We start from the raw sequence: 295 nt of genomic DNA on the forward strand, positions 1-295 counted from the left end.
CCTCCAGTTCGGCCAGTTCGAAAGGTTTAGGCAAATAATCGTCTGCGCCCAGATTCAGCCCTTGTACCCGGTCCTGCAAGCCACCACGTGCGGTCAGAATAAGCACCGGCGTCTTGCTGCCACGCGCGCGCATGCGCTTCAGCACATCCAGCCCATCCATTCTGGGCAGACTCAAATCCAGGATCACCAGTGCATATTCCTGGGTATGCAACAAGGCATCGGCATCGGCACCATCGTGAGCCACCTCTACCGTTAAGCGGGCATCACGCAAGGCTTTGGCCAGCCAGTGCGATAA

The 295-nt window shown here is 57.6% G+C and carries 1 protein-coding gene; it reads right to left on the reverse strand.

The window, feature by feature from the left end; translation table 11 throughout:
* A partial coding sequence (locus KDM89_RS21645; RefSeq protein ID WP_212689837.1) for a response regulator occupies positions 1 to 295 on the reverse strand: 295 nt, incomplete at both ends.

Source organism: Cognatundibacterium luofuense (genome assembly GCF_018139685.1).
Lineage (GTDB): Bacteria > Pseudomonadota > Gammaproteobacteria > Burkholderiales > Burkholderiaceae_D > Undibacterium > Undibacterium luofuense.